This window comes from Acinetobacter sp. CY17, assembly GCF_059515825.1.
This window is the reverse complement of the sequence record NZ_JCAKMX010000014.1, coordinates 1-22,882: the sequence shown is the minus strand read 5'-3', so window position 1 is coordinate 22,882 and position 22,882 is coordinate 1. Positions and strand designations below refer to the sequence as shown.

The following is a 22,882-nucleotide window of genomic DNA, read 5'->3' as shown; positions in this document are numbered from 1 at the left end:
TGCCCTCGTTTATAAACGTGATCGCTTTTTTATGCAACATGTTGCATAATTTTAGACAGCTTTAAAAATGACTGAGGCGTCCAATGTCCCTTGCACATGTATTACTCACCAGTTTATTAGAAAAACCCAGTAGTGGCATTGAATTGGCACGGCGTTTTGACCATTCGATGGGCTATTTTTGGAGTGCGACGCATCAGCAAATTTATCGTGAATTAAAAAATATGCTAGAGCAAGGCTGGATTAGCACCCAAGCCCAGCCCGATCTAAAACAAAAAATTTATCAAGTTGAAGCCCAAGGGCGCGAAGCCTTAGCAGCATGGATGCTTGAGCACAGTGCCCCCGCGCAATTACGTGAAGATTTAATGGTGCGTTTACGTGCCGAAGCACAGCTTAACTCGCAAGCTTTAATGTCTGAGTTACAAAAACATCTCGTTGAGCATCAAAACCGCCTTCAGACCTATCAAGCGATTTTTGCTAAAGATTTTTCCAATGCTGATCCATCTCATCGACAGCAATATATTCATCGTATGATTTTGCAATTGGGTCTAGATTTAGAACAAAGCTGGGTGACTTGGTTAAAGCAACTGATATACGGTTTAGGTCAATATAAACCAGAGGATATCCATGATGCGCCTTAAAATGTCAGATGGCTCGCTCCTCTTTGTACGTGAATTTGGACACGGTCAACCTGTATTGGTGCTGTCAGGACTTGGCATGACCAGCCAGCAATGGTTGCCCTTTGTGTATCCCTTTAGAAAGAATTTTCGTTTTATTATTCCAGATTGGCGTGGTTTTGGTGGCTCGAAACAAGCCAAAATTCCACGCCTAGATGCCATTTCTAGCCATTGGCAAGACTTAAACAGTATTTGCCAACAATTAAAATTGGATGATGTACGCGTCATTGCCTATTCGATGGGTGCTACCACTGCCATGTATGGCATGCAATATGCTGATTTTTCTAGCAAGATCAGCCACTATTTACATATTGACCAAAGCCCGTGTATTAAAAATCGACCTGATTGGCAATACGGTTTATATGGCGCGCAACAAACCCAATATTTGGCCTGTTTAAGCCAGTTAAGAGCGACTTTACAGGATTATACTGCGCTAGAGCATATGCCATACGCACAGCAACAACAGCTTTTTAATGCATGGCAGACGCTACTGGCCTTTCAAGGTTCTCATCGCCTGTTGTTGCAAGGTTTAAAACAGCTCAATCGATTCCCACAACTTGCTGCTTATACTTTAGCGCTTAAAAATTTACAGATGATGGCATGGTATTTAGACAGTTATATTGGGCATGATCTAGATTTGCGCCCCAGTTTGCACACACTGAATTGTCCAATGACATGGCTGAGTGGTCAAAAATCAACGTTGTATCCGATTCTTGGGCAACAGTTATTAGCACAAAAATTAAAAGCGACGCATGTAATCTTGCCTAAATCTGGCCATGCGCCGCTGATCTCTGAACCTTTAGCGTTTTATCAAACGCTAGGTCGGTTTCTTATGCCTTAAGCCACTGTTGCTATTGCTGTGGGCAACGTTTCAATAATGCCAGCATCTTGTAATTGTTGCAGTTGTTTAGGGGTATAAAACTCACTGAGCACTTGCTCGGTGTGTTCACCCAATTGTGGCGGTGCATGACGATATTCAACGGGAGTATCCGATAGTTTCATCGGTGAGCCAATGACCTTAAAATCGGGATTTAAGGCATGTGGCAGATTAACCACCAAACCACGATGTTGAATTTGCGGTTCAGCTAAAGCATCTTCAATGGAGTTAATCACGCCAACAGGCACTTTCACTGCATGAATTTGACTGACCCAATGCGCGGCATTATGCTGTACAAAGTAGTCGCTGAGTAAACCGACCAATTCACCGCGATGTTTAACTCGATCTTGATTGCGCTGAAATTTTGGATTGTCTAAAAGCTCAGGCAAGCCAATCGCAAGGCACAAGTCTTTAAATTGTTTATCATTACCGCAAGCAATAATAAATTCTTTGTCTTTAGCCATAAAAGTTTGGTACGGCACAATATTGGGATGATGATTACCCATGCGCACTGGAGATTTGCCACTGCTTAAATAGTTCATACCTTGATTGGCAAGGCTTGCTACCTGCACATCCAATAACGACATATCAATATATTGCCCACGTCCAGTATGCTGGCGTGCCAATAATGCCGCTTGAATCGCAATGGTCGAATACAAACCAGTTTGTAAATCTACCACTGCCACCCCAACCTTTTGTGCACCTGCACCTGGTAAACCGTCTTTTTCACCAGTAATGCTCATTAAGCCTGACATGCCTTGAATAATAAAGTCATAGCCTGGTTCATCAGCACGCGGGCCATCTTGACCAAATCCGGTAATGGAGCAATAGACTAAATTTGGATTTAATTCACTTAAGCTCGCGTAATCTAAGCCATACTTGGCCAATGAACCCGTTTTGTAGTTTTCAATCACCACATCTGCGGTTTTGGCAATGTCACGAATAATCTCTTGCCCTTGCAGTGAGGCAATGTCCACCGCCACAGAGTATTTATTGCGGTTGGCACATTGATAATAACCCGATTCACGCGTGGCTTGACCTTGGGCATTATTCATCCACGGCGGACCCCACATGCGGGTGTCATCTCCCACACGCGGTCGTTCAATTTTAATCACCTCTGCGCCAAGATCGGCTAAAATTTGCCCACACCACGGCCCTGCCAAAACACGGCTTAAATCCAATACTCGAATGCCTTGTAATGCACCCATGCTTTATTCCTCCAAGGTCAGCTGTAATGACCTGATATTATTTGTTAGCTGTGGCAGCCACGCTTGGGGTTGTTGCTGTTGTTGCTTCTGATTCAGCATCCGTATCCACCTTAACAAGGCTCGATTGCTGTGGGTCATATTGACGTTCACGAATAAACAGCCCCGGAATCACACCTGCAATAAAATAAGCTGTTCCCATCACAATAAACGCCATCCCAAATGAGCTACCTGCTGCAATCATGCCAATGGTGGCTGGCGCAATTGCTGCACCTAAACGGCCCATGTTATATGCGCCACCAATAGCGGTACCACGCACATCCGTTGAGAAGCTTTCAGCCATGTAGGTTGCGTTGACGCCATAAGGAATCCCGTATAAGAAACCAAAGGTAATCAGTAAATAGGCAATGTTATCTGGAGTATTAAAGAAGATAATCACGGGTAAAAAGGCGGCGGTACTTACTGTACCAAATACAAAGGTGACTCGACGACCCAATTTGTCAGCAGCATAACCCGCTAAAATTTTGCCTAAAATCATGGCGGTATATGCACCCACCATATAGCCGGTTAAAGACTTAAAGTTCATATTCAGTTCGGTTTCAAGATACATCGGCATCCAGTTATTGACGCCGTAGTAACCAAACTGTAAGAACGCGGCTGTGCCCATCCACAATAAAAACATTTTACGATGCTGATTGTGCCCAAAAATGCGTTTATAAATACTTTCAGACGGTGCTTTACTGACTTGAGTATTACTTGCGTCTAAGCTTAGGCTATTACCCTGTAATTGTTGGATTTTAGCTTCTTGCCATGCCGCAGGTTCAGGAACCAAACGCATAAAGAACAGTGCAAATGCCGCAGGAATAATGGTCACGTAAAACAGCATACGCCAGCCATGATCTGGAATAATCGCGCCTGCCATTAAGGTTGCCACAATATAGCCGACCGTTTGACCTGTTTGCAGTGTCCCTAACACCGTGGTGCGGTATTTGGTTGGAACATATTCTGCCATTAAAGTATTACAAGCCATATACAATGAGCCTAAACCAAAGGCACCAATAAAACGTAGCACCATGAATTGCTCATAGCTTTGGGTAAAACCTAAAATACAGGTCATGATCGAGAAAAACACCACCGACCATGCAATGGTACGCACCCGACCAAACTTATCACAGGCCCAACCACCCGAAATACCGCCCAGTGCCATACCTGCAAGTGAGGCACTGCCAAGCATCCCCGCTTCAAAGGTCGATAAACCAAATTCTGCTTTTAAACTACTTAAACTAAAGGACAAAAGCATGATATCTACGCCATCGATCACTAAGGATACGAAGGCAAAAATAAACGCCAGTTTCCAGGTATTTTTATTAATTTTATGTGCAGTGCCGAGATTAGACGGCAGTTTTACAGTTGAATCCATATGCTGTTCCCTCATTTTCCCAAATGAGTTATCTTGGTCAGTTTAAGGTCTCCATGACCTCATATAGTTATAGATCACTGCCAAGATTAACTTTTTTATGGTTGCATGAACCTAAGAGCGCGCTAAAAAGCGCGCCCGTTTTTGATGATTATTCAATATTTTAGTTTGAGAATGCGGCAATACCAGTTTGCGCACGACCTAAAATTAAGGCATGTACATCATGGGTACCTTCATAGGTATTTACGACTTCAAGATTGACTAAGTGACGTGCCACGCCAAACTCATCACTAATGCCGTTACCCCCCATCATGTCACGTGCGAGTCGTGCAATATCTAAGGCCTTACCACAGTTATTACGTTTAATCAGTGATGTACCTTCAACCGCAGCAATGCCTTCATCTTTCATACGACCAAAACGTAATGCCGCTTGTAAACCTAAGGCAATTTCAGTTTGCATATCAGCCAGTTTCTTTTGAATCAACTGATTAGCAGCCAATGGACGACCAAATTGTTTACGATCCATGGTGTATTGATGTGCAGTATGCCAGCAGAACTCAGCCGCACCCATCGCACCCCAAGCAATACCGTAACGTGCGCTATTTAGACACGTAAATGGCCCTTTTAAACCACGTACTTCTGGGAAGGCATTTTCTTCAGGCACAAACACGTTATCCATCACAATTTCACCGGTGATTGAGGCACGTAAACCCACTTTGCCATGAATGGCAGGTGCCGATAAACCTTCCCATCCTTTTTCTAAAATAAAGCCGCGAATATCACCCACATTGCCTGCTTCAGACACTTCTTTAGCCCACACCACAAATACATCGGCAATTGGACTGTTGGTGATCCACATTTTTGCGCCACTTAAACGATAACCGCCTTCAACTTTTTTAGCACGCGTAATCATGCTGCCCGGATCGGAACCATGATCTGGCTCAGTTAAACCAAAGCAACCAATATATTCACCTGTGGCAAGTTTTGGTAAATACTTTTGCTTTTGCTCTTCTGAACCAAATTCGTTAATCGGCACCATCACCAATGAACTTTGTACACTGGCCATCGAACGGTAGCCTGAATCGACATACTCAATTTCACGCGCCACTAAGCCATAGCTCACGTAGTTTAAACCTGCACCGCCATACACTTCTGGAATGGTTGGGCCTAATAAACCCAATTCACCCATTTCACGAAAAATTGAAGCATCGGTTTTTTCATGGCGGAATTGCTCTAAAACACGCGGTTGTAAACGATCTTGGCAATAGGCATGTGCCGTATCGCGAATCATACGTTCTTCTTCTGTGAGCTGCTGTTCAATTAAAAATGGATCCTGCCAGTCAAATTGAACTTTAGGTTTTTTGGTATTGAGCATTTGATTCATTGCGTCCTCTGCCTTTTTGATCATGTTTTGATTATTTGAGTTGATCGTAGAGCAAAAGTCCAAGCTGGCGCAAACGATAATTTTGCATACAGATATGCAAAAAGCACATACCTTATACACATTATCCGCTATTATTGCCTAAAAATTAGACCAATATGCATATCTTCACGTGAGAACACACCATGCGCCGCCAAATTCCTCCTTTACAAAGTCTGCTGTGTTTTAGTGCTTCGGCACGTCATTTAAGCTATACCCATGCAGCGCAAGAACTGTTTATGAGCCAAAGCGCAGTATCTAGACAGATTCAACAACTCGAGGAATTTTTAAATTTAAATTTATTCCATCGCACGCGACATGGTGTTGAACTCACCCCTGCGGGGCAGCAGTATTATCAAGCTATTCAACCTTATTTAGAGGGACTCGAACGCGCCACCTTAGATGTGATGTCACACAAAGGTTTAGGTGGCACCCTAAAAATTGGCGTTGTTCCCACCTTTGCCACGCGTTGGTTATTACCAAAATTGCATGAATTTAATCAGTTACATCCTGAAATCACCATTCATTTAGAAACCAGCACCAAACCATTTTTATTTCATGACAATATTTTTGATGCTGCGATTTATGCAGGTACGCCAGAGCAAGTACAGCGCTGGCCGGGAACGCAAAGCCACTTTTTAATGCCTGAAGATGTGATTGCCGTGTGTTCGCCACGTTTAATTCAGCAATATTTCCCCAATTTACCCCCCGATGCCGATAAAAGCTATGATCTAAAGCCCGAGCAACTGCGCCAATTACCCTTATTACAACAAACTACGCGTCCGAGCATTTGGCAAGAATGGCTACAAAGTGCAGGTGTTTCATATCCCAATCCTTATGATGGTCAGCGCCATGAACTGTTTTCCATGCTGGCCGTTGCCGCTACCCATGGCATGGGCGTTGCCCTTATTCCGCAAATGCTATTAGAAAAAGAACTCAGTGATGGCAGCTTAGTCATTGCTTCCAAACATCAACTACAAGGCAGCCGTAGTTATTATGTGATGCATTCTGACAGCGATTTATCGCCTTTATTGGCAAAATTTGTACAATGGTTAAAAACGGTAGTGAGTACAACGGTATGAAAAAATTAGTGGTGTTTTCAGGTGCAGGCATGAGTGCCGAAAGCGGCATTCAAACCTTTCGTGATAGTGATGGCTTATGGGAGCAGCATCGAGTCGAAGATGTAGCAACGCCTGAAGCTTGGGCTAAAAATCCACAACTTGTACAGCGCTTTTATAATGCACGGCGCAAAAATATCTTAGCGGCCAAGCCTAATGCTGCGCATCACATCATTGCCGAATTAGAACAAGATTTTGATGTACAAGTGATCACGCAAAATATTGATGACTTGCATGAACGTGCTGGCAGCAGCAAAGTGCTGCATTTGCATGGCAATATCCGTTTGGCGAAAAGTTCTGACCCCAAAGCGCGTGATGATCAGGAACTCTATCCCATTATTGGTGATGCTTTAGATTTAAACACCGACAAATGTCCTCAAGGCTATCCGCTGCGTCCACACGTAGTGTGGTTTGGCGAGGCGGTACCTGCCTATAGTGAAGCCGAACGCTTAGTACAACAAGCGGATATTTTTGTGGTGATTGGCACCAGCTTACAAGTCTATCCTGTGGCAGGCTTAGTTCATTGCATTTCAGCCACTGCACAAGCCTACTATATTGACCCGCAAGCCAAGCTACAGCATTTACCACAGCAGTATCAAAAAATTGCCTTAACAGCGAGTCAAGGTTTACAGCAACTCCAGCAGTTGCTGCTAAAATCATCACTTATTTAATCTGGACGTTATCCAATGTCGCATCAAACTGACGGATTAAGTCTTTAACTACAGGCTCATTTTGCAGCAGTTCCACAGCGCGCTGCTGTGCCAATTGTTTACGCTGCGCCTGTAAGTGATATGGGGTCGTGGTAGTTAGATCTTGATATTTGACACTAAAGCGGGTTTTTGGCCATGTCGCATGCAATGCTTGCTCTAAATGGCTTTGCAACGATGTCAGCAATTGTTCATATTGCGGTGCAATAACAAATACACTCTGCGCATTAATCTGACCTTGCATGAGGCCATGCTGTGCCAATTCTTGCAGCGCTGGACTTAAATCCGATTCTCTAAACCAATATTCCCATTTTTCCAGTGTCCATTCTCCGCTTAAATCCTGAACAGGCACTTGGAGAATATCTTGTGGCATCTGTGTGCTATGACTTACTACTGCCATTGGTGGAACGAACTCTACAGCTGGCGCTACTGCAAATAAATCATCTACAGCTTGATTATCTGTTGTATCAGCAACTTCAGATAAATCAGCAGGTTCTGCAGCATCTACTGTTAGGTCTTGTATTTGAGCTGCTGCATTGTCTAAAAAGAAGATATCTTCAGGCAAGGTGCTGTCTATGCTGGACGTTTCACCTAAATCAAAATCGAGTAGCTCATTATTGGCAGCAAAGACCACTTGATCGGCATTGAATTCAGGCGTTTCGCTCAATGGCTCTACAGCTTCTACAGCTTCTACAGCTTCTACAGCTTCTACAGCTTCTACAGCTTCTACAGCTTCTACAGCTTCTACAGCTTCTACAGCTTCTACAGCAAGCGTCGCAGGTTCATCGACGGTTGCAAGCGCCGTAGTTGTGTTTGGTGTCTGGCTGAGCAGCACTTCATGTGGCTGCATGGGACGAAATGCCAATAAACGCAAAATACACATTTCAAAGCCTTGCTCTTGGGTCACTGCCCACTGCAAATCGGCACGGCCTTTACAGGCAATTTGATAATATAACTGTAAATCTGGCGCACTGATTAATTTGGAAATCTGTGTAATTTTTTGATTAATTTCGTTGCTATATTTCAGGCTTAAATCAGGTAAATATTGTAATAGTGCCAGTTCATGTAAGGTCGAAATCAACTGATCCAACACCAAAGATACATCTAATGCCTGCTGTCTAAATTGCAATAACAATTGACTAACACGCGCAGGTTTATTTTGATGAATCGCCAGCAATAAATCATAGATAATGGTACGGTCAATTAAGCCGAGCATTTCTTTGACATCTTGATGACGAATTGCCCCTTGACCATAGGCAATCGCTTGATCGGTTAACGACAATGCATCACGCAATGAACCTTGTGCAGATTCAGCAATTTGCCAAATCGCATCTTGGTCAGACTGAATGGTTTCGCGAGTTAAGATATCAGTTAAATGATCGGTAATTTCATCTACCGCAAGTGGTCGCAAGGTAAATTGCAAACAACGTGAAATCACGGTAATCGGTAATTTTTGCGGATCTGTGGTGGCAAATAAGAATTTAACGTGTTCAGGCGGTTCTTCTAAAGTTTTGAGTAAAGCATTAAACGAGTGCGTCGAGAGCATATGCACTTCGTCAATTAAATACACCTTAAAACGTCCTTGCGTTGGTGCATACGGTACGTTATCGAGTAATTCACGCGTGTCTTCAACTTTGGTACGTGATGCTGCATCAATTTCAATCAGGTCAATAAAACGTCCTTCATTGACCGCCACACAGGTTGGACATACTTCACACGGCGTTGAGGTCACACCAGTTTCGCAGTTTAAGCATTTGGCTAAAATACGGGCAATGGTGGTTTTACCTACCCCACGCGTTCCGGTAAATAAATAAGCATGATGCAGACGACCACGTTCTAAAGCGCTGGTTAAAGCACGTGAGACATGGTTTTGACCGACCAATTCATTAAAATTACGCGGACGATATTTACGCGCGAGTACCTGATACATGTATGCTCCTTATTGCAAGCATTAGCATACTGTTTTTTTAGTCATTAGTGAATCAGGCCACGTCATTTGCTCAGCAATCAACGATAAAAAAGGATGATCATTGATCATCCTGATAAGCACTTTAAATCAACTGCTTTGCGTAGCTTGCTCAAGTAAGAAATCATCACTCGCGGCATAGCCATTACCAGTCACATCTTCACGAATTTCTAAAACTTTATGTGCAGTATCAACAATCAATAAATTACGGGTTTTGACATTCAGCAATTCTAGCTCGGTCTGGTCGGCATCACGAAAACGCATCATACCGGTTAAAGTTTCAACTGCATTATGACCACTTAAACTTTCACGCACTAAGGTATAACTCATATCTTGATTTAAAGTTAAATCCACCGCCATCCCTGGGCAGTCAGGACAACGTGAGATACAGCCCAAGCACGGCGTCGTGCCTTGATACGTGCCCACCCACTGTGCCTGTTGTACTTTTTGCTCCATGGCTACGCTTTGCTGCTGTGGGCTACTCGTATCCTGACAACCACCCAACACCACCACACTGGTGGCAAATAAAGGAATAAGAATCGGCTTTTTCATGCTGCATTACCACTTAAAATCACTCTGGCAAAATAGCATATTCACAGAAAAAATCACCCTTTAAATGCGCTATAGCGTACTGACAACCCCCACCAAATGCGGTTTATGATCTTGGGTATTACGCAGTAAAAACTCGATTTTGCCGTTTTCAGCCGTCAATAATTCAACCCGTGAAGGCAAATAAATCGGCAATTTAAAATCAACCCAAGCACGGTAGGCTTCAGGCAAATCTAAACGTGATAACACCTGTGCCTTACTCCACATACCATGGGCAATCGCACGTTTAAAACCAAAGGCTTTGGCAGTGAAACGATGCAAATGAATTAAATTAAAATCCCCTGAATTTAACGCATATTGACGACCCGTATTTTCTGCCACCTGCCATTCATCTTTAAGCAAATAAACTGGCTGAGCTGTGCTTTTCGTTTTTTCTAGCGTACTGCCCTTTTGTTTAGATAAATAACGGCTCACACCACACATCACGATTTGATTAGCCACTTTGACCTCAGTGATAAAATCAAATACGACGCCTTTTTCATGCGCAGATAACTCACCTAAACGACATGACAAGCTAAAATGCTCATCGGCCAAAATGACACGTTTTTGTTCGATTTCGTTGGCCACATGCACCAAACCTAAGGCTTGAAAAGGAAACTCAGGCAAACTCATCATTTGCATCTGTAAGCTTTGTGACAGCACAGCAAAATATAAAGCCGGCACGTGCTGATTCTGGGCAAAACCCGTCAGCGCCTGATATTTGGCCAAATGCTGGCTGTCTAGACGCAAATCATCTACCACATAATGTAATGCGGGTAGCGACTGTGCTTTAGGTTTTTTTTGAATTAAACCCTGAATGATTTTAGGATAGGCCAAATAGGGTTTTGGCAAATGCTGAAAATGACGCGTTAATATATGAATAGTCCTTTAAATTTTTAAGCACCCAGTACGCTTTGTCCACAAACTCGAAGTACATTGCCATTTAAGCCACCCGATGCAGGACTGGCAAAAAATGCAATCGCTTCTGCCACATCTACAGGTAAACCGCCTTGACTCATAGAGTTCATGCGACGCCCTGCTTCACGAATGGCAAAGGGAATGGCTGCAGTCATTTGGGTTTCAATAAAACCTGGTGCTACAGCATTAATGGTGATTCCTTGCGTTAGGGTTGGCGCGCTATATTTCACTACACCAATCACGCCGGCTTTGGAAGTGGCATAGTTACTTTGCCCCATATTACCTGCAATCCCAGAAATAGAAGAGACACAGATAATTCGACCTTGCGCTCGAATCGCATTTTGCGCCAATAAGGCAGTATTAATGCGTTCAATACTGGATAAATTAATATTTAAAACTAAATCCCAAGCCTCAGCTTTCATATTGGCTAAAGTTTTATCACGGGTAATGCCAGCGTTATGCACCACGATATCTAAACCACCCTGCGCTGCTGCCGCTTGAATAATTTCTTCGCTGGCCTGTTCGCTGGTAATATCTACGGTTAAGATTGATCCTTGAATCCGACTCGCCACCCGTTCTAAATCTGCCTGCTGCGCCGCCACATCTAAACAAATTACATGTGCGCCATCACGTGCCAACACTTCTGCAATCGCTGCGCCAATGCCACGACTCGCACCAGTGACTAAAGCGGTTTTACCTGCCAAAGGTTGCTCCCAATCAAGTTGTTGTGCTTGCGCTTTTTGCACTTTTAACACTTGACCCGAGATATAAGCTGAACGCGCTGACAAAACAAACCTTAAACTCGATTCGAGCTGCTCGGCTGCGTCAGGTGCAGCATAAATCAGCTGAGCAGTAATGCCCTTTTTTAATTCTTTGCCCAGTGACTTAACAAAGCCTTCTAAAGCACGTTGAGCAATGGCCTGTGAGACAGTTGTGGCATGCTCAGGATCAATTCCTAGCACCACCACCCGTCCAGATGCCGAAACTTGACGCAGCACTGGATGGAAAAAATCATACAGTTGCTTGAGTTGTTGACTGTTTTGAATCCCTGAAGCATCAAACACCAAGGCTTTAAATTTTGATTCTTTATCACCTGCGTTAAAAGCGCCTAAGTTTAAGCCTGCTGTTGCGGCTTGTTGCTGCAATTGAGGATTATTGCCTGCATAGCTATTGGCATGAATATTATTCAGCACTTGCGCAATAGCGGGTGTCAATGTGCTGTTATTGGCTACCCCTAAAAGTAGAGCCCCTTTTAATACTGGTGTGGCACTGCTAAAGCGCTCCAATACATGTGGATGAGGTAAACCTAAATTTTTAATGACAAATTTACCAATAGGAGAATGGGAAAAATTTTGATATTGATCAGTCATGGTTATTATCTCGCATCAAATATAAGTTGAATTGATCTTTTGTTTATAGAGATATTAAACACTTATCAGGCAAAAGATCTATGTTTTTCACTGCGATGATACGTGAGTTTACAATTTGATGACTTGACCTTGTCACAAAATCCGCTGTCAATCTAGTCAATCCCCTTTGCTTTAGAGTATGTTAAGGTCAAGACTGAACAACAAAAAGCACAGCAATCATAATCATATTGATTTTTGTTATTTGCACCACCCCATTTTAGGACGAGAATTTATGACCCAAAATACTATTCGCCGTGTGGCTATTTTAGGCGGTAATCGCATTCCTTTTGCCCGTTCTAACGGCGCTTATTTTCAAGCCAGCAATATTGACATGCTCACCGCCGCGTTAAATGGTTTGGTCGAGCGTTTTCATTTACAAGGTCAACGTTTAGGTGAAGTGGCGGCCGGTGCAGTGCTCAAACATAGCCGTGACTTTAATATGACCCGCGAGTGTGTCTTAAACACCAAGCTTGCTCCTGAAACGCCAGCTTATGATTTACAGCAAGCGTGTGGCACAGGCTTACAAGCGGCGTTTCAAGTGGCCAATAAAATTGCTTTAGGTCAAATTGATGTCGGCATCGCAGGTGGTGTGGATACCACATCCGATGCGCCTATTGCCTTAGGCGATGGGTTACGTAAAGTCTTATTAGAACTCAACATCGCCAAAACTGCCAAAGCACGCTTACAAGCTTTAGCCAAACTTAATGTCAAAGATTTAATGGATGCCCCGCGTAATGGTGAGCCGCGTACAGGCTTATCTATGGGTGATCATCAAGCTTTAACCACCTTAGAATGGGGCATTTCGCGTGAAGCGCAAGATGAGCTGGCTGCCAGCTCCCATCAAAAAATGCATGCAGCCTATGAAGCAGGCTTTTTTGACGATTTGATGACGCCATTTTTAGGTTTACAACGTGACAATAATTTACGCCCTGATTCTAGCATAGAAAAGTTAGCCAAACTCAAACCTGCTTTTGGTAAAGGCGATGCGCGCACCATGACCGCAGGTAACTCAACACCCCTGACCGATGGCGCGTCTTGTGTGTTATTGGCCTCAGAAGAATGGGCCAAAGCCAATGGGCATGAAATTTTAGCCTATTTAAGCTTTAGCGAAACTGCAGCGGTGGATTTTATTCATAAAAAAGAAGGGCTTTTAATGGCACCGGCCTACGCTGTGCCCCGTATGCTACAGCGTGCCAATTTAAACCTACAAGATTTTGATTTTTATGAAATTCATGAGGCATTTGCTGCACAGGTACTTTCAACCTTAAAAGCCTGGGAAGATCCGAATTTCTGTAAAAATCGCTTAGGTTTGGATGCGCCACTCGGTGCAATTGACCGCACTAAGCTTAATGTCAATGGCTCATCACTCGCTGCCGGTCATCCTTTTGCAGCTACAGGTGGGCGTATTTTAGCCACCGCTGCCAAATTAGTGCATCAAAAAGGTTCAGGGCGTGCCTTAATTTCAATTTGTGCTGCCGGTGGTCAAGGTGTTACCGCCATTATCGAAAAATAAACAGCAATAGCACCCCACGGGGTGCTTTTTTAATGCTTGTATTCAGGGCGATCCCCTAAACGCGCTTCTATATAGTCATAACACCACTGAAAAATAAAGGTATACAGCAAAATACATAAAGTCATGGAAAAATCGAGCACCACCGCTTGCCATAGACCAATGTTAAGTGCATAAGCCACCATCGGAATGGTGGCCAACATCAAACCGCCTTCAAAACCAATCGCATGCAATATTCTAACCTTAATGGTGCGTTGCAACTGATGCTTGGCTTCAAACTGTTCAAACCAATGGTTAAACACCATATTCCATAACATTGATGTTAGCGCCATCGCCACACCTACTCCCCCAGTCACCTCCATCGGCATATCAAAAATAATACTGAGCGCGATGGCAATGATCACCAATAAAATACCTTCATAGCTCACAGCATGAATAATTCGACGCTTAGATAACCACATATTTCCACGCAAATGTTTTAAATTGAAAGCATCATATGTGTTAAATATTGATAAATAAAATCAGATTCTTTCAATTGTATTGATAGGTAGCACATGAATTTAAATCAAGAGCAACTGACAATTTTTAAAGTGGTGATGGAGTATGGTTCTTTTTCCGCTGCGGCACGGCATTTAGGCAAAGTGCCTTCTACGGTGAGTATGGCGATCAGCAATTTAGAACTTGATTTAAATTTAAAGCTATTTGAACGCCTTGGCCGTGAACCTCAACCTACCTTAGCCGCACAAGAATTGTATGCCAAAGCACGCCAATTACTGGCAGATATGCAAGCATGGCAACAACATGCTTTAGCATTGAGTCAAGGCTTAGAAGCAGAGCTAAATATTGTAGTGGTGTCAGAATTACAATATAGCAGTTGGCCAGTCTATGTCGCGCACGTGGCCAAAGCTTTTCCAAGCTTAAAAATTAATATTTTAAATGCCCCACAAGAGGATGCTTTAGGTTTACTCAAAGCACAGCGGGCCCAATTGGCTTTTATGTTTGAGCGTGAACATTTAAACAGTGACGAACAATTTATTGAAGTTGAACAACAAACCTTGGTGGCCGTAGCAGCCAAGCAACATCTATTGGCCCAACAAGCACAGGTGGGCTTAACCGACTTACAACAGCACCGACAAATTGTTGTGGCAAGTCGTGAACGCGATTTAGTTCCGGAATTAAGTTTTTCGAGCCAAGCGTGGCATACTGATCATCATGACTCAGCATGTCGTTTGATTTTACAAGGCTTGGGTTGGGGCGTGTTGCCATTACAAATGCTCAAAGAAAATCCTTATTTGGCCGAGCAGCTGCAGATTTTGGCCCTCCATGACTTTACGCCACAGTTTACCTATTTTATGGACTTAGTTTGGCGACGCGATCAAGCTCTTGGACAAGCTGCACAATTTTTAATCCAATATTTGCAAAATCACAGGAAAAATCAAGTTGAATAAGCCCAATTGCCCTGTTCAGCACTTGGCAATAGGGCTTTATTTGCTATATAACACTACTACAGGGTCATTAAATAAAGAATTACAGCAATGAAAGCAAACGCCTTAACGCAATTAAAACAATTCACTACCATCGTTGCCGATAGCGGCGATTTAAACGCGATTGCACAGTTGCGCCCACTCGATGCCACCACCAATCCATCTTTGATTACCGCTGCAGCAAGGCAAGCTGAAAACCGTGCCCTCATTGAGAGTGCCTTTACTCAAGCACGTGCTGAAGGCTATCAAGATGATGCCTTAATTGAACGCAGTATTGATATTTTAACGGTCAAACTCGGCGTAGAAATTTTAAAACTGATTGATGGCCGCGTCTCTACCGAAGTCGATGCCGCATTGTCTTATGACACCCAAGCCACAATTGCCAAGGCCAAAGAATTATTGGCGCTGTATCGAGATTATGGCATTGCCCAAGAACGTATTTTAATTAAAATTGCCTCCACTTGGGAAGGCATCCAAGCGGCACGGGTTTTGGAAGCTGAAGGGATTCATTGTAATTTGACTTTACTGTTTGGTTTAAGCCAAGCACGTGCCTGTGCCGATGCACAGGTTACTTTGATTTCACCCTTTGTAGGACGAATTTTAGATTGGTACAAAAAAGCTGAAGGAGTTGATGCATATCCCATTAGTCAAGACCCGGGTGTACTCTCTGTTAAACAAATTTACCAATATTACAAACAACATGGCATTAAAACCGAAGTGATGGGCGCGAGTTTCCGCAGTATCGAACAAGTATTAGGCCTTGCGGGTTGTGATTTACTGACCATCGCACCTAATTTATTGCAACAACTCGAACACAGTGAAATCCAAGTCATTCGTCAGCTTTCGCCTGAGCATGCAGCACCGCATCAAAATCATCAAGTGGTGTTGGATGAAGCCACTTTTAAAGCCGAAGTTGAGCGTGATTTGATGGCCAGTCAATTATTGCAAGGTGGTATTGAGGGTTTTATTCAAGCACGCCAGCAACTGCATCAATTATTAGCCACAGCTGTAGCACAGGCAGAAATTTCTGCTTAAACATTAAAGGCTAAGCACACGCTATTGAGCCGATGTTGTTATAATCAGCATCGGCTTTTTCATGGATCTGTCACGTGCTCGGGATTACTGATTTACCCACCTATATCATTGGCACCACGTTAATCGTATTATTACCGGGGCCAAACTCCTTATATGTGATGTCTGTGGCTTCACGTTATGGCATTAAAGTCGGTTATCAAAGCGCGTTTGGCGTGTATATGGGCGATTTAATTTTAATTTTGCTTACCGCTTTGGGGGCGGCCTCTTTATTACACCATTTGCCCTGGTTATTTACCATTTTAAAAATCGTTGGTGCGGTATATTTAAGTTATTTGGGCATTAAATTATTAATGGCCGCCAAACACAGCTGGCAATCTCCGCCCTCAGTACAAGCACAACGTAGCACACAACAACATATTGATCAGCTGAGTCCGTTTCGCACCGCTTTAACCATCAGTATTTTAAATCCAAAAGCCATTTTATTTTACTTGTCCTTTTTTGTGCAATTTGTTGATCCGGCTTACCCTTATCCTGCCTTGACCTTTACTGCTCTGGCGGTGATTTTGCAATGTATTAGCATGTCCTATTTAAGTGTGCTGATTTTCTCTGGAGCAAAATTATCTGGCTATTTTGCCCATCGTTATCGCTTTACTGCGCTGTGTGTTGCCTCCGTGGGAGTTTTGTTTTGCGGTTTTGGATTAAAACTGGCTACATCAACCTTATAAAAGTAGTAAGTGAAAAAAAACAGCGTATGATGCTTAAAACTTAAGCATCTTTATATTCTCTATGCATCATTTACTGCGTGATTTTTCTGTGCCTGCTGCCTTTGCAGGCTTTATTACTTGTTTGGTGGGCATTAGCGTATCGGCTGTATTGGTCATTCAAACTGCACAACTATTAGGTGCTAACCAAGCCCAAATTAGCTCATGGTTTTGGGCTTTATGTTTGGGTATTGGGCTGTCTGGATTATTGTTGTCATGGAAGTTTAAATATCCTGTTGCGACCTCATGGTCAACTGCGGGTCTAGCCATGATTTTGGCCACGGCTTCTGGTTATAGTTTAGCGGAGGCGATCGGTGCCTTTATCGTCTGTGGTGTATTAACTGCTATTTTAGGATTTTCTGGCATTTTTGGCCGTCTTTTGGCTTTTATTCCCAGCACTCTAACCGCTGCCATGCTAGGCGGCGTTTTGCTTAAATTTGGCGTACAACTCTTTAGCAGTTTAAATGACAATCTCGGATTCATTTTAGGGTTACTGGCCATTTATGTCATTAGTAAACGACTGATGCCGCGTTATAGTATTGTCGTAACGGTCTTAGCTGCCATGATGACATGTGCATTGTTTATGCCATTTGATCTTGCTCCACTGCATTGGAGCATCACTAGCCCAGTGTGGATGGCACCTGAGTTTAATCTGGCAGCAATCTTAGGCTTAGCGTTGCCCTTATTGGTGATTAATATGGCATCACAATATTTACCTGGTATTGCCATTATTCAAGCTTATGGCTATCAACCACATGTCAAACATCTGATTGGTTGGACAGGAACCGTGCAAACCCTTTTGGCACCTTTTGGCTGTTTCTCTGTAAATACTGCGGCCATTAGCGCAGCCATTAGCCTTGACGACCAAGCACATCCTGATCCAAAGCGGCGCTATATTGCTGGGATGAGTTCAGGGCTGTGTTATATCATTGTGGGGATTTTTGCTGCCACTTTAACGCAAGCCCTACTGAGCTTTCCAAGCTTACTCATTAGCGCCATTGCAGGTATTGCGCTATTGGGTACCATCAGCCACAACATTACGCTGGCTTTTAGTGAACCTGAGCATCGCGAAGCGGCCCTAATTACCTTTTTAATGAGCGCATCAGGCATACAATTTTTAAATATTGGTGCTGCCTTTTGGGGTTTATTATTAGGTTTAGTGGTCACTACAATTTTAAATCATAAAAAAGCAGCTTAAGCTGCTTTTTTATGGGCTATAGGTGTTGATAAACGCCAAGGTCTTTTTAAATGTAGCTTGGCTAGCATGTTGATTTAAAAAGAATTGATATTCATGTAACAACCATTCTTTTGAATCTGGATAAAATACCGCATCTACCGCAATATTTTTTGCCTCTAGTGCCCTGACAAAAGGTAGCGATTGGCTCTTGGTTAAAAAGTCTTTATTGCCGCCACTGATCAATACAGGCGGATAATCGGCTGTGAGATGCTCAATTGGAGACAATTGTTTTAAAAAATCCCCATCACGGCGCTTTTGCCCGGTATAAGCCTCCACCAATTGATACACGCCCCATTCCACCACGCGTATTTCATCGGGTGCTGTATCCACAAAGGCATTTAAGTCATAAATACCACAGTGCAAAATCAAGCCTTTTACATCACTACGCGGTGTTTTTAGTTTTAGCTGAGCAGCTTGAGCAAAGTCAGAATTGCTGAGCAATGCTGCATAATGACTGGCCAAATTGGCTCCGGCCGAATCGCCGGCCAAATACAACTGCGTTGCATCTACATGTAAACTCACCGCATTTTGGCGGATAAATTCTAAAGCTTGATCAATTTGTTGTAATTGCGTGGGATAAATATAGCGCGGTGCCAATTGGTACTCCACAGCAATCACATTATAACCCGCTGCCGCTAAGCGCTTAAAATATCCACGTGCATGTTGTTTAGAACCAGAAATCCAGCCACCCCCATGAATCCACACAATCGTCGGCTTTGCAGCTTGTGCATAGACATGCTTTGCTTGATACAGATCAAGATGTAAATCCGGCTGAACCTGATAAGCAATATTATGTTTAACCAGTACATCTTGTGGTGCACCACGATCCATTAAACCTTGCTGCATTTTAGTGGTCACATTAAAGGCTTTGGCAATCACTTGACTCGATTGCGGACTTTGACAACCCGCTAGAGTCAAGCCCACTGCTAGCGCCAATGCCTGAGCGTATATTTTCATCATCAATGGAGTAGACTTTTTTAGCTTTTATAGCGCCATTAAAGCATAAAAACACTGCAATATTAAGGGTTTAAAATTTGATTATTTTAGTTGGATTTCTCCAATTTAAAAATAAGCTAATACACTGAATTTACAAATATTTTTAGCTCTTTTATTGTATATATATCCACAATATGCTATGTATAAATTATACCCAATAACGATAAATGTATCAGGAGCAATTCCATGTCTTACCAACATATTTTAGTCCCTGTGGATGGTTCTGAAATTTCTTTTTCTGCTGTCAAACATGCCGCTCAAATTGCTCAAGCTTTTCATGCCAAGCTGACTTTAATTAGCTTAATTGCCGAAGATCCTTTTACAGGCGTAGATTTTTATTATTCTGCGGCCATTATGAAAGAATATTTTATTGAAGCAGAAGCCAATGCAAAAAAAGCCTTAGCTGAGGCACTCAACCTTGCTGCTGACATCGGTGCCAACGCCGAATCTAAAATTGTCAAAGGTGCCGTATCAGCAGAAGGCATTGTGGCCAGTGCCCATGAATTACAAGCTGATTTAATTGTCATGGGCTCACATGGGCGTAAAGGCTTCCAAAAATTCTTCTTAGGTAGCTTTGCTCAAGATGTATTGGCAAGCTCTGAGTTACCTGTACTTGTGATTAAAGCGTAAGAGGCCGTGATGAGCCAATCCTATCAACATATTTTGGTGGCCATGGATGAATCTCCGATCTCTTATGCTGCCGTCGAACAGGCTAAACTTTTAGCGCTGGATTTAAATGCACAAATCACTATTATGAGCGTGATTGCGGTCGACCCTTTTGTGGGTGTGGATTTTTATAAAGTCGCACCTGCCATTACTGACTACTTTATGCAAGCAGAAAGTAATGCCCAAAATCGGCTCAATGAAATTCAAGCCAGCTTAGCAAATGACAATCTTCGTGTTCAGGTTAAATTAATTCGCGGCGTCTCACCATCTGAAGGCATTATTCATGTGGCCGATGAAGTTGGCGCCGATTTAATTATGATGGGCTCACATGGGCGCCAAGGTTTTCAAAAACTCATGCTCGGGAGTGTGGCACACAATGTGCTGACCCAATCTCCCATTCCCGTCTTGATTGTCAAAGCCTAAAGCCAAGATCCCCTGTCTAGTCAGGGGATCTTTTGAAATGCCTCATCAAAACATTGCTGCAAACATTGTTGGTCTAGCTTTAGGCTTAAATGTGCTAAAGCGCGCTCTAGTATTTCTTGAGCTTGAACTGCTGCCGCTTGTTGTAAACCGACTTCGGGTGCATATTGGGCAATTAAAGCCAAACACTTGATTAAGCGCTGATTGATTTCTAAATTATTGACCGAATCACGTGCAATCGGAGCAAAAACACTGTCAATCCATTCCGCTTCATCCAAAGGCACAATACTTAAATGCTCAAATTCTGGCAATTCTTCTTCTAAAGCTTGGGTATCAAGGATCACTCGCGTTAAAGCATTTAAAACGCTAATCGCGGTGGCAGGATCATTAATTGAGGCTGACATAGCACGTTGCCCTACCTCACTCATGACCAATAAACCTAAGCGTGGGTCTTGTTCATAACGACGGTTTTGTTCTAATAGCACACATGCCATCAGCTGTTGTTGCAGCTTATGCATACTGTCCTGATCTAATGGATTAACACGATAGACCTGTAAAATCGTTTGTTGGAGGGCCACAAATTTACCCGGACGTGCGGCAATATGCACATGTAGTTGTTGCTCAGCTGCAATGTGGTTTAGTGTCTGTAAGTCAATATCACAAATATATGCGGTAACTGGACTCAGCACTTCAAAATCAGCTTGCCTTGTGGGTCCTGCATGGATTGCGCCTAAATTGGGCTGGGCCCGATAACGCGCTAAACTGCTGGTTGCTACATCTTCAATACGCTGAATAGCATCCCCTAAAGAACCCAGTTGCGATAAAGTATGTACCCAACGAATCAGAGTAAAGATGATATACATCAGCACTAAAATGGTACTAATAAATAAAATAAAACGCCCTTGTACCCCGTAGTATTCTAAACTCAAAGCAATTTTTGCAATCACAGAATAAATAAACGCGGCAATAAAAGAAGCAATCGCAATACGCGCAGTCCCATCTGCCATAATTAGCAAACGCGCACGTGGTGTGGCACTGTTTGAACTCGATGCCAAGGCCGACACCATAATAGATAAAGAAAATGTGGTGACAGCCAACATACTCGAAGCAATAATATTGAGTAAATCGGATAAGGTATCCACTGAAATATTGGGTACTGCATCACTTGCAAACAAATACACGCCTAATTTGGCAATTAAAGAAAAGACGACTGCAAACACAGCACCAAGGGTTGGATGTACCCATAAGCTTTTGGCAGGATTAGCGAGAATTAATTTAATTTTATGCAACATATCTTGCTCATTTTTATATTAATTTGTAAGCGTCCGCTGAACACACCTTATGAATTCATCCTATAAGCCTTAATTTAGTCCCCACTTAAAAACAAGTGGGGACTAAAATTTATGACTACAAATCACCAGACATCCATCGCATCTCTTGCGAAAAAACGAAGAACATACAGTGCTGAATTTAAACAGCAGATCGTTCAGGCTTGTAAAGCACCGGACGTTTCAATTGCTTCGGTCGCTTTGCAACATGGATTGAATACAAATCTTGTATCCAAATGGATTCGCTTAATTGATGCTAAGCCAGGGAGTGATCGCTCACCACTACCGAATAAACCTGCATTTATTGCCTTATCTTGCTCTGCACCATTAGATCCTACTCCTACTGACATGTTAAAGGTTCAAATTACTTTACCCCACTCAAAAGCAGAAATTGGCTTGAAATGGCAAGTATCAGAAATATCTGCTTTAGCAGAATTACTCAAGGCACTGGCAACATGATCCGCATTGATGAAATCTGGCTTTCTACCCAACCTCTGGATATGCGAGCAGGGATGGATACTGTCATGGCTCAGGTGGTGAGAGCCTTTGGCTACATTAAACCGCATTGTGCTTACCTGTTCTGTAATAAACGTGGCCATCGTATGAAAGTGCTGGTACATGATGGACTGGGCATCTGGCTGTGTGCCAGGCGGCTGGAACAGGGAAAATTCCACTGGGCTCAAGTTCACCAAGGTGAAACCGTGGCCCTCAACCCGGAACAGTTACAGGCATTAATCCAGGGTTTGCCCTGGCAGCGCATTGGACGACAGCAAGTGGTCACAATGCTCTAAACCAAGCTCGGTTATTCTGCTATTCTCCAAACGTTCTATTTCCTCTGCGTCATGACCTCAGGCATACTGCGATCATGAATACGCTGCCTGACTTAAGCCAACTGACCCATGAACAACTGCTGGAATTTACCCAGCAGTTGGCAATGCAGCATCAGTCTCTGGCACAATCAAATCAAGAATTAGAAAAATCAAACCAGCAATTGGATGCCAAAGTTCAGCATCTTTCTATTCTCAATCAAAAATACGAGCATGAACTGGCGCTGTTTAAAAAGCATAAATTCGGCAGTAAAAACGAACATCTCACCGCAAAACAAATCCATCTATGGGACGAAGCGGTCGAAGAAGATATCGCAGC

Annotated in this window: 23 protein-coding genes and 1 pseudogene; 14 read left to right on the top strand and 10 right to left on the bottom strand. The window is 43.1% G+C overall.

Annotation, left to right across the window (positions count from 1 at the left end; translation table 11 throughout):
• Positions 1 to 83: 83 nt before the first annotated feature.
• Positions 84 to 638 (top strand): PadR family transcriptional regulator, encoded by a 555-nt coding sequence (locus AC5YCI_RS10305; protein WP_496129718.1) that lies wholly within the window; start codon positions 84 to 86, stop codon positions 636 to 638.
• On the top strand, positions 625 to 1,515 hold the full coding sequence (locus tag AC5YCI_RS10300; protein WP_496129719.1) for an alpha/beta fold hydrolase: 891 nt from the start codon (positions 625 to 627) through the stop codon (positions 1,513 to 1,515). Before AC5YCI_RS10305 ends, AC5YCI_RS10300 begins: the two co-directional genes overlap by 14 nt.
• On the opposite strand, the gene AC5YCI_RS10295 is transcribed toward AC5YCI_RS10300, so the two are convergent.
• The 3 genes from AC5YCI_RS10295 to AC5YCI_RS10285 all read right to left on the bottom strand — a co-directional run bounded on the left by AC5YCI_RS10295 (position 1,512) and on the right by AC5YCI_RS10285 (position 5,557).
• Complete coding sequence (locus AC5YCI_RS10295; protein WP_496175509.1) at positions 1,512 to 2,759, bottom strand: CaiB/BaiF CoA transferase family protein; 1,248 nt, start codon at positions 2,757 to 2,759, stop codon at positions 1,512 to 1,514. The genes AC5YCI_RS10300 and AC5YCI_RS10295 overlap by 4 nt on opposite strands.
• Positions 2,760 to 2,796: 37 nt before the next feature.
• The gene (locus tag AC5YCI_RS10290) at positions 2,797 to 4,191 is read right to left on the bottom strand and encodes an MFS transporter (protein WP_496129721.1); all 1,395 of its coding nucleotides are present in this window, start codon (positions 4,189 to 4,191) and stop codon (positions 2,797 to 2,799) included.
• Positions 4,192 to 4,336: 145 nt separating this feature from the next.
• Positions 4,337 to 5,557 (bottom strand): acyl-CoA dehydrogenase, encoded by a 1,221-nt coding sequence (locus AC5YCI_RS10285; protein ID WP_496129722.1) that lies wholly within the window; start codon positions 5,555 to 5,557, stop codon positions 4,337 to 4,339.
• 182 nt (positions 5,558 to 5,739) lie between these two features.
• Between AC5YCI_RS10285 and AC5YCI_RS10280 the strand changes: the two genes are divergently transcribed.
• Both AC5YCI_RS10280 and AC5YCI_RS10275 read left to right on the top strand, forming a co-directional pair.
• Positions 5,740 to 6,675 (top strand): LysR substrate-binding domain-containing protein, encoded by a 936-nt coding sequence (locus AC5YCI_RS10280; protein WP_496129723.1) that lies wholly within the window; start codon positions 5,740 to 5,742, stop codon positions 6,673 to 6,675.
• Entirely contained in the window at positions 6,672 to 7,382 is a 711-nt protein-coding gene (locus AC5YCI_RS10275) for an SIR2 family NAD-dependent protein deacylase (RefSeq protein WP_496129724.1), read from the top strand. The genes AC5YCI_RS10280 and AC5YCI_RS10275 overlap by 4 nt, the downstream gene beginning before the upstream one ends.
• Here the strand turns inward: AC5YCI_RS10275 and dnaX are convergent.
• The 4 genes from dnaX to AC5YCI_RS10255 all read right to left on the bottom strand — a co-directional run bounded on the left by dnaX (position 7,375) and on the right by AC5YCI_RS10255 (position 12,260).
• Entirely contained in the window at positions 7,375 to 9,348 is a 1,974-nt protein-coding gene (gene dnaX, locus AC5YCI_RS10270) for a DNA polymerase III subunit gamma/tau (RefSeq protein WP_496175508.1), read from the bottom strand. The genes AC5YCI_RS10275 and dnaX overlap by 8 nt on opposite strands.
• 126 nt (positions 9,349 to 9,474) lie before the next feature.
• Positions 9,475 to 9,936 carry a copper resistance protein NlpE N-terminal domain-containing protein gene (locus tag AC5YCI_RS10265; RefSeq protein WP_496129726.1) on the bottom strand — a complete coding sequence of 154 codons (462 nt, stop codon included), beginning with the start codon at positions 9,934 to 9,936 and terminating at the stop codon, positions 9,475 to 9,477.
• A 69-nt stretch (positions 9,937 to 10,005) separates the two neighbouring features.
• Positions 10,006 to 10,848: a MaoC family dehydratase gene (locus AC5YCI_RS10260; RefSeq protein ID WP_496129727.1), complete on the bottom strand. Its 843-nt coding sequence runs from the start codon at positions 10,846 to 10,848 to the stop codon at positions 10,006 to 10,008.
• A gap of 20 nt (positions 10,849 to 10,868) precedes the next feature.
• Positions 10,869 to 12,260, bottom strand: coding sequence for a 3-oxoacyl-ACP reductase (locus AC5YCI_RS10255; RefSeq protein ID WP_496129728.1), 1,392 nt, complete (start codon positions 12,258 to 12,260; stop codon positions 10,869 to 10,871).
• Positions 12,261 to 12,531: 271 nt separating this feature from the next.
• Here AC5YCI_RS10255 and AC5YCI_RS10250 point away from each other — a divergent pair.
• A pseudogene (locus tag AC5YCI_RS10250) lies at positions 12,532 to 13,812 on the top strand (acetyl-CoA C-acetyltransferase); the annotation flags it as partial.
• 29 nt (positions 13,813 to 13,841) lie between these two features.
• Here the strand turns inward: AC5YCI_RS10250 and aceI are convergent.
• A complete protein-coding gene (aceI, locus tag AC5YCI_RS10245) occupies positions 13,842 to 14,270 on the bottom strand; it encodes a chlorhexidine efflux PACE transporter AceI (protein ID WP_496129729.1) in 429 nt (142 codons plus the stop codon).
• 93 nt (positions 14,271 to 14,363) lie between these two features.
• On the opposite strand from aceI, the gene AC5YCI_RS10240 reads away from it, so the two are divergent.
• From AC5YCI_RS10240 to AC5YCI_RS10225, 4 genes are all read left to right on the top strand, one after another.
• Complete coding sequence (locus AC5YCI_RS10240) at positions 14,364 to 15,257, top strand: LysR family transcriptional regulator (RefSeq protein WP_496129730.1); 894 nt, start codon at positions 14,364 to 14,366, stop codon at positions 15,255 to 15,257.
• Between the two features lie 87 nt (positions 15,258 to 15,344).
• Complete coding sequence (gene tal / locus AC5YCI_RS10235) at positions 15,345 to 16,328, top strand: transaldolase (protein ID WP_496175507.1); 984 nt, start codon at positions 15,345 to 15,347, stop codon at positions 16,326 to 16,328.
• Between the two features lie 74 nt (positions 16,329 to 16,402).
• Positions 16,403 to 17,053, top strand: coding sequence for a leucine efflux protein LeuE (gene leuE / locus AC5YCI_RS10230; protein WP_496129732.1), 651 nt, complete (start codon positions 16,403 to 16,405; stop codon positions 17,051 to 17,053).
• A gap of 61 nt (positions 17,054 to 17,114) precedes the next feature.
• Positions 17,115 to 18,287: a benzoate/H(+) symporter BenE family transporter gene (locus AC5YCI_RS10225; RefSeq protein WP_496175506.1), complete on the top strand. Its 1,173-nt coding sequence runs from the start codon at positions 17,115 to 17,117 to the stop codon at positions 18,285 to 18,287.
• A gap of 9 nt (positions 18,288 to 18,296) precedes the next feature.
• On the opposite strand, the gene AC5YCI_RS10220 is transcribed toward AC5YCI_RS10225, so the two are convergent.
• Entirely contained in the window at positions 18,297 to 19,283 is a 987-nt protein-coding gene (locus tag AC5YCI_RS10220; protein WP_496175513.1) for an alpha/beta hydrolase, read from the bottom strand.
• Between the two features lie 225 nt (positions 19,284 to 19,508).
• Here AC5YCI_RS10220 and AC5YCI_RS10215 point away from each other — a divergent pair, with 225 nt between their 5' ends.
• Positions 19,509 to 19,952, top strand: a complete 444-nt coding sequence (locus AC5YCI_RS10215; RefSeq protein WP_496129734.1) for a universal stress protein — start codon at positions 19,509 to 19,511, stop codon at positions 19,950 to 19,952.
• A gap of 9 nt (positions 19,953 to 19,961) precedes the next feature.
• Positions 19,962 to 20,411 carry a universal stress protein gene (locus tag AC5YCI_RS10210; RefSeq protein ID WP_496129735.1) on the top strand — a complete coding sequence of 150 codons (450 nt, stop codon included), beginning with the start codon at positions 19,962 to 19,964 and terminating at the stop codon, positions 20,409 to 20,411.
• A gap of 20 nt (positions 20,412 to 20,431) precedes the next feature.
• On the opposite strand, the gene AC5YCI_RS10205 is transcribed toward AC5YCI_RS10210, so the two are convergent.
• Positions 20,432 to 21,700, bottom strand: coding sequence for a DUF2254 domain-containing protein (locus AC5YCI_RS10205; protein WP_496129736.1), 1,269 nt, complete (start codon positions 21,698 to 21,700; stop codon positions 20,432 to 20,434).
• Between the two features lie 111 nt (positions 21,701 to 21,811).
• Between AC5YCI_RS10205 and tnpA the strand changes: the two genes are divergently transcribed.
• From tnpA to AC5YCI_RS10190, 3 genes are all read left to right on the top strand, one after another.
• Positions 21,812 to 22,195 (top strand): IS66-like element accessory protein TnpA, encoded by a 384-nt coding sequence (tnpA, locus tag AC5YCI_RS10200; RefSeq protein ID WP_218999213.1) that lies wholly within the window; start codon positions 21,812 to 21,814, stop codon positions 22,193 to 22,195.
• On the top strand, positions 22,138 to 22,527 hold the full coding sequence (gene tnpB / locus AC5YCI_RS10195; protein WP_496175162.1) for an IS66 family insertion sequence element accessory protein TnpB: 390 nt from the start codon (positions 22,138 to 22,140) through the stop codon (positions 22,525 to 22,527). The genes tnpA and tnpB overlap by 58 nt, the downstream gene beginning before the upstream one ends.
• Positions 22,528 to 22,601: 74 nt before the next feature.
• Positions 22,602 to 22,882: IS66 family transposase (locus AC5YCI_RS10190; RefSeq protein WP_496175161.1), on the top strand; the 281-nt coding region annotated here is incomplete at its 3' end.

Coding starts and splice junctions, on each gene's coding strand:
- AC5YCI_RS10305 (WP_496129718.1), top strand. CDS start 84: ATGTCCCTTGCACATGTATTACTCACCAGTTTATTAGAAAAACCCAGT.
- AC5YCI_RS10300 (WP_496129719.1), top strand. CDS start 625: ATGATGCGCCTTAAAATGTCAGATGGCTCGCTCCTCTTTGTACGTGAA.
- AC5YCI_RS10295 (WP_496175509.1), bottom strand. CDS start 2,759: ATGGGTGCATTACAAGGCATTCGAGTATTGGATTTAAGCCGTGTTTTG.
- AC5YCI_RS10290 (WP_496129721.1), bottom strand. CDS start 4,191: ATGAGGGAACAGCATATGGATTCAACTGTAAAACTGCCGTCTAATCTC.
- AC5YCI_RS10285 (WP_496129722.1), bottom strand. CDS start 5,557: ATGAATCAAATGCTCAATACCAAAAAACCTAAAGTTCAATTTGACTGG.
- AC5YCI_RS10280 (WP_496129723.1), top strand. CDS start 5,740: ATGCGCCGCCAAATTCCTCCTTTACAAAGTCTGCTGTGTTTTAGTGCT.
- AC5YCI_RS10275 (WP_496129724.1), top strand. CDS start 6,672: ATGAAAAAATTAGTGGTGTTTTCAGGTGCAGGCATGAGTGCCGAAAGC.
- dnaX (WP_496175508.1), bottom strand. CDS start 9,348: ATGTATCAGGTACTCGCGCGTAAATATCGTCCGCGTAATTTTAATGAA.
- AC5YCI_RS10265 (WP_496129726.1), bottom strand. CDS start 9,936: ATGAAAAAGCCGATTCTTATTCCTTTATTTGCCACCAGTGTGGTGGTG.
- AC5YCI_RS10255 (WP_496129728.1), bottom strand. CDS start 12,260: ATGACTGATCAATATCAAAATTTTTCCCATTCTCCTATTGGTAAATTT.
- aceI (WP_496129729.1), bottom strand. CDS start 14,270: ATGTGGTTATCTAAGCGTCGAATTATTCATGCTGTGAGCTATGAAGGT.
- AC5YCI_RS10240 (WP_496129730.1), top strand. CDS start 14,364: ATGAATTTAAATCAAGAGCAACTGACAATTTTTAAAGTGGTGATGGAG.
- tal (WP_496175507.1), top strand. CDS start 15,345: ATGAAAGCAAACGCCTTAACGCAATTAAAACAATTCACTACCATCGTT.
- AC5YCI_RS10225 (WP_496175506.1), top strand. CDS start 17,115: ATGCATCATTTACTGCGTGATTTTTCTGTGCCTGCTGCCTTTGCAGGC.
- AC5YCI_RS10220 (WP_496175513.1), bottom strand. CDS start 19,283: ATGAAAATATACGCTCAGGCATTGGCGCTAGCAGTGGGCTTGACTCTA.
- AC5YCI_RS10215 (WP_496129734.1), top strand. CDS start 19,509: ATGTCTTACCAACATATTTTAGTCCCTGTGGATGGTTCTGAAATTTCT.
- AC5YCI_RS10210 (WP_496129735.1), top strand. CDS start 19,962: ATGAGCCAATCCTATCAACATATTTTGGTGGCCATGGATGAATCTCCG.
- AC5YCI_RS10205 (WP_496129736.1), bottom strand. CDS start 21,700: ATGTTGCATAAAATTAAATTAATTCTCGCTAATCCTGCCAAAAGCTTA.
- tnpA (WP_218999213.1), top strand. CDS start 21,812: ATGACTACAAATCACCAGACATCCATCGCATCTCTTGCGAAAAAACGA.
- tnpB (WP_496175162.1), top strand. CDS start 22,138: ATGGCAAGTATCAGAAATATCTGCTTTAGCAGAATTACTCAAGGCACT.